This is a genomic window from Marinobacter pelagius (assembly GCF_003315345.1).
GTDB lineage: Bacteria > Pseudomonadota > Gammaproteobacteria > Pseudomonadales > Oleiphilaceae > Marinobacter > Marinobacter pelagius_A.
On sequence record NZ_QNRO01000020.1, the window covers coordinates 74,000 to 82,595 of the forward strand.

Here is an 8,596-nt window from a genome sequence, read left to right on the forward strand (position 1 = left end):
CCGCCAGGCATGATGCCTACCGCGGGACATTCCAACTGATGAGGGTCCATATCGTGTTAGAAGCCTATCGTGAACACGTTGCCGAACGTGAAGCCCTGGGTATCCCCCCCAAGCCCCTGAACGCCGAGCAGACCGCAGCCCTGGTTGAGCTGCTGAAGAACCCGCCGGCGGGTGAAGAGGAAACCCTGGTATACCTGCTGGAAAACCGCATTCCGCCGGGCGTGGACGAAGCTGCCTACGTCAAGGCCGCCTTCCTGTCCGCCATCGCCAAAGGCGAAGCTACCTCCCCGCTGATCAGCAAGGAATACGCTGTAAAACTGCTGGGCATGATGCAGGGTGGTTACAACATCGAGACTCTGGTTGGACTGCTGGACGACAGTGAACTGGCCGAACTGGCTGGTGAGCAGCTGAAGAAAACCCTGCTGATGTTCGACGCCTTCAACGACGTGAAGGAAAAGATGGACGCCGGCAACGCCGTCGCCAAGTCTGTTGTTGAGTCCTGGGCCAACGCCGAGTGGTTCACCAACAAGAAGAAGGTTCCCGAGAGTACCAAGATGGTGGTGTTCAAGGTTACCGGCGAAACCAACACCGACGACCTGTCCCCGGCTCCGGATGCCTGGTCCCGCCCGGACATCCCGCTCCACGCCCGCGCTGCCTACAAGATGGAACGCGACGGCCTGAAGCCGGAAGAGCCCGGCGTAACTGGCCCGATGAGCCAGATCGACGAAATCAAATCCAAGGGCCTGCCAGTTGCCTTCGTAGGTGACGTGGTCGGTACCGGTTCTTCCCGTAAGTCTGCCACCAACTCTGTTCTGTGGTTCTTCGGTGAAGACATCCCGGGTGTGCCGAACAAGCGTGCCGGCGGTGTCTGCATTGGTAACAAGGTTGCCCCGATCTTCTTCAACACCATGGAAGATGCCGGCGCCCTGGTCTTCGAAGCCCCGGTCGACGACATGAACATGGGCGACGTGATCGAGATCCGCCCGTACGAAGGCAAGATCCTGAACGAAGCCGGCGAGACCATCTCCGAGTTCAAGTTCAAGTCCGACGTGATCCTGGACGAAGTGCAGGCCGGCGGCCGTATCCCGCTGATCATCGGTCGTGGCCTGACCAACAAGGCTCGCCAGGCCCTGGGCATGGGCGCCACTGACATCTTCCGTCTGCCGAAGGATCCGGAAGCCGGCACCAAAGGCTTCACCCTGGCACAGAAGATGGTCGGCAAGGCCTGTGGCCTCGAAGAAGGCAAAGGCGTTCGTCCGAACACCTACTGCGAGCCGCACATGACCACCGTCGGCTCCCAGGACACCACTGGCCCGATGACCCGTGACGAGCTGAAAGACCTGGCGTGTCTGGGCTTCCAGGCCGATCTGGTCATGCAGTCCTTCTGTCACACCGCTGCGTATCCGAAGCCGGTTGACGTTGAAATGCAGCACACCATGCCGGACTTCATCCGTACCCGTGGCGGTGTTTCCCTGCGTCCGGGCGACGGTATCATCCACTCCTGGCTGAACCGCATGCTGCTGCCGGACACCGTCGGTACCGGTGGTGACTCCCACACCCGCTTCCCGATGGGCATCTCCTTCCCGGCCGGTTCCGGTCTGGTAGCCTTCGCTGCTGCCACCGGTGTTATGCCGCTGGACATGCCGGAATCTGTTCTGGTTCGCTTCAAGGGCGAGATGCAGCCGGGTATCACCCTGCGTGACCTGGTACACGCGATCCCGCTGTACGGCATCAAGCAGGGCATGCTGACCGTCGAGAAGAAGGGCAAGATCAACGAATTCTCCGGTCGCATCCTGGAAATCGAAGGTCTGGAACACCTGACCGTCGAGCAGGCATTCGAACTGTCTGACGCCTCTGCCGAGCGCTCCGCGGCCGGTTGTACCATCAACCTGTCTGAAGAGTCCGTGGCCGAGTACCTGCGCTCCAACATCACCATGCTGCGCTGGATGATTGCCGAAGGTTATGGTGATCCGCGTACCCTGGAGCGTCGCGCCCAGCAGATGGAAGAGTGGCTGAACGATCCGAAGCTGATGCGTGCCGACAAGGACGCGGAATACGCCCACGTGATCGAGATCGATCTGGCCGACATCAAAGAGCCGATTGTTTGCTGCCCGAACGACCCGGACGACGCCAAGTTCCTGTCCGAAGTCGCTGGCGACAAGGTGGACGAAGTATTCATCGGTTCCTGCATGACCAACATCGGTCACTTCCGGGCCGCTGGTAAGCTGCTGGAGCAGCACAAGGGCGCCCTGAGCACCCGTCTGTGGATGTCTCCGCCCACCAAGATGGACCAGCAGCAGCTGATGGAAGAAGGTTACTTCAACACCTACGGCACCGCCGGTGTTCGCACCGAAATGCCGGGCTGCTCCCTGTGCATGGGTAACCAGGCACGTGTGGCTCCGAAGTCGACCGTTCTGTCCACCTCCACCCGTAACTTCCCGAACCGCCTGGGTGATGGTGCCAACGTGTACCTGACCTCCGCGGAACTGGCAGCTGTGGGCGCGGTACTGGGCAAACTCCCGACTCCGCAGGAGTACATGGAGTACGCCAAGGACCTGAACAGCATGTCGAAAGAGATCTACCGTTATCTCAACTTCGACCAGATGGAGGAGTACACCAAGAAGGCGTCCGAGGCCAGCGTTGCCTAAGTCGCTTTTGGAGTAACCTCCAGCAAAAACGCCAGCTCTCGGGCTGGCGTTTTTTTATGCTCCCTTCCCCGCTCCCTGGCATCAGTAAAGGATCAGTCGTACCAGGATCGCCGCCACCATGACCAGCGTCAGCCATTTCACCCATTGAGCGCCCCGGCTGCTCAGATTGACCTTGACCGCCAGGAAGGCTCCCACGATGTTCCCCAATGCCAGTGTCAGACCCATCCCCCACCGCACCTGATCGTTGAGTGCGAAAATCAGCAATGCCGGCAGGGTATAGAGCAGGATGATCGACACCTTGAACACATTCACCTGGGGCAGGTCGATTTTCAGGATCCGGTACAGCACCACCAGGAACAGTGCCCCGACCCCGACCTGGATAAACCCGCCATAGAGACCGATCAGAAACATCGCCAGGTAGATGACCGGCCCGAGCCGGTCCGTGGTGAGTGGCCGGGTATCCAGTTTTGGCTGCGGCAACAGCATGAACACCGATACGCCGATCATGGCAAGGATGAGCACCAGCTCGAAAACGGCATCCGGGACCCAGGTGGCGATCCAGGCCCCGAACAGGGAACCAATGACGGCAGGTACCGCGAGGTAAAGGCTGACCCTCAGGTTACCGTGCCCCATACGGCGGAAACCGCTGACCGCAGTGATGCTCTGGAGGGTTATTGCCACCCGGTTCGTGCCATTGGCCACCTGGGGTGGAAGCCCCAGGAACATCAGCAACGGCAGGGTCAGCATGGAACCGCCGGCCGACAGCACATTGATAAACCCGGCGATGCCTCCGATGGCCAGAAGAGCCAGCACTTCCGAAATGGTCATGGACGCAGCTCCGTCATGCTTTTGCCGTGGCCGGCACGATTCCCCGGCCCTGGCGGCTGCTCCAGACAAACACCAGTACGAAAATTACCAGGCCGGCGGCATCCAGCATCACCTGACCATGGGGCCATAGCATCAACGCGCCGATCGGGAACATCACCAGCCGCACTACCGGGTTCAGCGGATGCTCCAGATACCCCTCCAGGCCCGCAATGATGGCGTAGATGCCAAACAGCGCGAAACAGAACACCCGGATCATCTCGGTGAAGTCGCCGGTAATCAGCGGCGAATAGGCAAACAGCAACGGCACGATATACAGGCCCTTGGCCAGCTTCCAGGCGGTAAACCCGGTGCGCATCTGCGGTGTGCCGGCAATGGCTGCGGCGGCAAAGGCAGTCAGGCAAACCGGCGGGGTGACGTTGGAATCCTGGGACAGCCAGAAAATGATCATGTGTGCCGCCACCAGAGCCATGGACAGGGTCGCCGGTGACAGCGCCTGTTCCAGCAACTGGCTGCTGAAGGTGTCCGGTACCACTGCCAGCAATTCCATGGCGGTCGCGCGATCCATTGGCGCATTAAGCAGTTCCATCTTGTCCGGTGCCGCCAGCATGAAAATAGCCTTGGCCTGCTCGGGCAGGTTGCCGGCCATCACCATTTCCAGCAACTGGCTCTGGGCAATCAGCTGGTAGATCGCCGGAGCCGACAAAGTCGCCAGGACAATATAGGCGGCTGTCACCGGCAACCCCATACCCAGGATCAGCGAGGCCAGGGCCACCAGGACAATGGTCACCAGCAGGCTGCCACCGGCCCAGTTGGTAATCATCAGCGAGAAGGTATTGCCGATACCGGTGGTGGAGACCACCATCACGATCAGTCCGACGGTAATCAGCAGGATGGCGGTGGTCATGATGTTCCGCGTGCCCATGGCCAGGGCATCGAGAATATCCCGGAAGCCCATGGGGTGCTTCGACAACCACGAAGCCACGATTACTGACAGGATAGCGATACCAGCCGCGTAAGTCGGGGTAAAGCCATAGATAAGCGCCGCCACCAGAACCACCAGTGGAAGCAGGAAGTGCCAGCCGTCCTTGAGCACCTCGGCCAGTCGCGGTGCCTGATCGTCCTCGAGCTTGACCGCATGGCTACGCTTGGCCTCGATACGCACGAACATGGCAACTGACAGGAAGTACAACAACGCCGGCAACGCCGCCACGCCAATAATCGTCAGGTAGGACACCTGGGTATAAGAGGCCATGATGAATGCGCCAGCCCCCATGACCGGTGGCATCAGTTGCCCACCGGTGGAGGCAGCTGCCTCGACTCCTGCCGCAAACCGGGCCGGAAAGCCGGCCTTGCGCATCAGAGGGATGGTAATAACCCCGGTGGAAACCGTATTGGCCACGCTGGAACCGGACACCGAGCCCATCAGGCCGGACGAGAACACCGCGACAAACCCCGGCCCGCCGACAAACCGCCCGGCGGCACAACGGGCCAGTTCGATAATGAAATCCCCTGCCCCGGACTTCACCAGGAACGCCCCGAACAGGATGAACATGAACACGTAGGTCCAGGAGATGCGCGCAATGGAGCCGAGCATGCCCTGGCCGCCGATGTAGGAGCGGAACAACACCGTTTCCCAGGTCAGGCCCGGGAAATTGAAGATGCCGTCAACGTACTGCCCCCACCAGGCGACATAGGTCAGTGCGACAATGCAGAGTGCGGGAATGAACCAGCCGACCGTCCGGCGCGCGAACTCCAGAACCAGCACCACCGCTGTAACGGAAACCAGCCAGTCCGTGGTGTTGAAATTGACGCCACGCTCGTACAGGGCCGTCTCGAACGCGATCAGATAGAACGCGCACGCCAACGCCGCCAGACCGAGGACAACATCAATCCCGAGCACCAGCCGTTGCCCGGTTGCGGAACGGACCCGCAACATCGGCGTGGTCAGGGTGCAGATCAGACCGAACAACCCGAAGTGCAGCGCCGAAGTCCAGAGCTCGGACAATGTGGAGATGGTATTGAAATACAGGTGGATCAGTGAGGTCACAATCGCCAGGCCAAAAATCACCGGCCCCAGAAGCCGGTGATCGAGCCGTTCGCTGGCCCCACTGACACTTTCGTCACGGATCCCCTCGGGGGATCCGTTCTTTTCCGTTTCAGCCACGGTTATTTCGCGATCAGTCGATCAGGAATGGTCAGACCCTGCTCCTGGTAGAAACGGGCCGCGCCCGGATGCAGCGGCATGGGCAAGCCGGCAATCGCCTTCTCCAGCGCCATGGCCTTGGTTGCCGGGTGGATGTTGTTCAGGAACGGCAGGTTGGCGTAGATGGTCTTGGTGATCTCGTACACATCTTCCTCCGACACATCGGCCCTCACAGCCAGAATGTTCGGCTGGGCGATGGTATTGATGTCCTCTTCCTGGTTCGGATAGGTCCCGGCGGGAATGTTGTACGGGCTCCAGAGCTCAAAATCGCTGTTAACCTTGGCGAGCTGTTCTTCGGTGAAATTCAGGGTGGTAATTTCATCACCCATGTTGGCATAGGCACGGGTGACCGCCGAGGCCGGCACGCCCGCCGGGATGTTCATGCCATCGATGTTGCCATTCTGCAGGGCGTCGGCACTCGGACCATAACCCAGATAGGCCATATCCATCTTCTCCAGCTCTACGCCCAGATTGCCAAGGATGAAACGGCCCGAGCCTTCGGTCCCGGAATTACGAGCACCGATGGAGAAGGTCTCACCGTACAGGTTGGTAATATCCTCAATGGTACCCGTCTCCGCCAGCTCATTCCGAATCACAAAGTGCTCCACGTTCTGCCACAGCATGGAGACCGAACGCAGGTTCTTGTAGGCCTTGGGAACCGGGCCGGTGCCGTTCCAGGCATAGGCACCGTAGAGACCCTGAAGAATACCGAACTGGATCTGGCCCTCGTCCATGAGTTTCAGGTTCTCACCGGAGCCGGCGGAGCTGATGGCAGAAACGGAAATGCCAGTCTTCGGCTCAAGCTTCACCTTGATCAGCGTGGAGATGGCGACACCTACCGGATAATAGGTTCCACCGGTCGTGGCCGTACCCATAACATAGTTGCCCTCGGCGTGAGCCGTGAGCGGAGAAAAGGAAACCGCTGCGGCTGCGGCCAGCCCCATGGCGGATTTCAGGAAGTTTCGCTTGTTCATAAACCGTTGCCCCTTTTGGTTATTTTTACTGGTCAGGTGGACTTTAACCTTCTCAACATAGTCGTTAGATCATCCGGTTTCCACCCCCAAGGCAAACATAACTTTCTGTTACGGCACAAAAAAGCCCCCGGCACTGGTGCCGGGGGCTTGTTGTATCCGGGATTATCTCCCGGCCACAGTCACTGCCTTACGGCAGGTTGTGGTACCGCGCCTTGATGGCCTTGTCGAAGCCGGCCAGGATATCGGCATGCGGCTTGTCGCCGATCTTGGACACGACCACGATGGCGATGGTGGCGAAGATGAAGCCCGGGATAATCTCATAGAGATCCAGGATACCACCGGACATGTTGCCCCAGACTACAACGGTCACACCGCCAACGATGATACCGGCGATAGCACCCGCCTTGGTCATTTCACGCCAGAACAGGGAAAGGATCAGGGCCGGACCGAAGGCGGCACCGAAGCCTGCCCAGGCGTAGGACACCAGTTCCAGAACCTTGCTGTCCGGGTTCAGGCCCAGGATACAGGCGATGATCGCAATACCGACTACGGCAAAGCGACCTACCCACACCAGCTCGGCCTGGGACGCGTCCTTGCGGAAAATCGCCTTGTAGAAGTCCTCGGCCAGGGCGGAGGAGGAAACCAGCAGCTGGGAGTCCGCAGTACTCATGATGGCGGCCAGGATGGCAGCCAGCAGGATACCGGCAATCACCGGATGGAACAGGGCATCGACCAGGAGCATGAAGGCACGCTCGCCGTCTTCCAGCGGGGTTTCGAAGTAGCCGATGGCTGCAAAACCAACCAGCAGCGCACCCACCAGACCCAGGCCACTCCAGATCACGGCGATGCGGCGGGCAGTAGGTACGTCATCTTCGCTACGGATGGCTTTGAAGCGGGCCAGGATGTGCGGCTGACCGAAGTAACCCAGACCCCAACCCAACAGGGACAGGATCGCCAGGAAACCCAGGGGCTTACCGTCAGTACCACTAAAGGCACTCATCAGTTCCGGATTCTTGGCTTCCATGGCGCCCATGGTTTCGCCCCAGCCGCCGGCCACATTGATGGCCATGATCGGCACCAGCAACAGAGCAGCGAACATCAGCAGGCCCTGCACCACGTCAGTCCAGGAAACCGCCAGGAAGCCACCGAAGAAGGTGTAGGAAACCACCGCGATGGTACCGACGACAACGGCAACGGTGTAATCCAGGCCGAACACGGTTTCAAACAGCTTGCCGCCTGCAACCAGACCGGAGCTGGTGTAGAACAGGAAGAACAGCAGGATGAAGAACGCACACACAACGCGGAGGATCCGGCTGGTGTCGTTGAATCGGTTCTCGAAGAACGACGGCAGCGTGAGCGAGTCACCGGCAGCGAGCGAGTAGGTGCGCAGGCGGCTGGCAACAAACAGCCAGTTCAGCCAGGTACCGACCAGCAGGCCGACGGCAATCCAGATGGCCTCGAAACCGGCGGCGTAGGCATAGCCAGGCAGACCCAGCAGCAACCAGCCACTCATATCGGAGGCACCAGCACTCAGTGCAGAAGGCAGCGGGCCGAGGGAACGGCCGCCGAGTATGTAATCAGAGAGGTTGGAAGTACGCTTCCAGGCCACATAACCGATGCCCAGCATCAGCAGGATGTAGGCGATAAAAGTTATCGTGACCCCTACGTTATTTCCTATCATTTCGGTTTTCTCCCCGTGCGCTTTTTGGGTTGCTTGTTGTTGACTTGCAACGGCTCTCCTTCTGCACCCTGGGTCCAGGATGAGAGGGACAACCCTGATCCGGGCACGTCACCGCCCGAATTCAGTGAGACATCCATGTCTTCTGTTCTTATTGATCCTTATACCTTTTCGGGTATCCGGAATTTCTGGTTGATAAAATGCCAAAGATGTAAAGAAGAAAATCTTTCTCAGCGGATTATCTGATTGATCCTCTTCAGCCTAC

Annotated in this window: 5 protein-coding genes; 1 reads left to right on the forward strand and 4 read right to left on the reverse strand. The window is 59.4% G+C overall.

Going from position 1 to position 8,596, the window contains the following annotated elements:
* Positions 1-53 precede the first annotated feature (53 nt).
* Complete coding sequence (gene acnB / locus DET50_RS15510) at positions 54-2,648, forward strand: bifunctional aconitate hydratase 2/2-methylisocitrate dehydratase (protein WP_113863667.1); 2,595 nt, start codon at positions 54-56, stop codon at positions 2,646-2,648.
* 81 nt (positions 2,649-2,729) lie between these two features.
* Here the strand turns inward: acnB and DET50_RS15515 are convergent, their stop codons facing one another.
* From DET50_RS15515 to putP, 4 genes are all read right to left on the reverse strand, one after another.
* A complete protein-coding gene (locus tag DET50_RS15515) occupies positions 2,730-3,476 on the reverse strand; it encodes a sulfite exporter TauE/SafE family protein (RefSeq protein WP_113863661.1) in 747 nt (248 codons plus the stop codon).
* 13 nt (positions 3,477-3,489) lie between these two features.
* Positions 3,490-5,640 (reverse strand): TRAP transporter permease, encoded by a 2,151-nt coding sequence (locus DET50_RS15520; RefSeq protein WP_113863662.1) that lies wholly within the window; start codon positions 5,638-5,640, stop codon positions 3,490-3,492.
* Positions 5,641-5,642: 2 nt separating this feature from the next.
* Positions 5,643-6,653 (reverse strand): TAXI family TRAP transporter solute-binding subunit, encoded by a 1,011-nt coding sequence (locus DET50_RS15525; RefSeq protein WP_113863663.1) that lies wholly within the window; start codon positions 6,651-6,653, stop codon positions 5,643-5,645.
* A 187-nt stretch (positions 6,654-6,840) separates the two neighbouring features.
* Entirely contained in the window at positions 6,841-8,331 is a 1,491-nt protein-coding gene (putP, locus tag DET50_RS15530; RefSeq protein ID WP_404932750.1) for a sodium/proline symporter PutP, read from the reverse strand.
* Positions 8,332-8,596 lie beyond the last annotated feature (265 nt).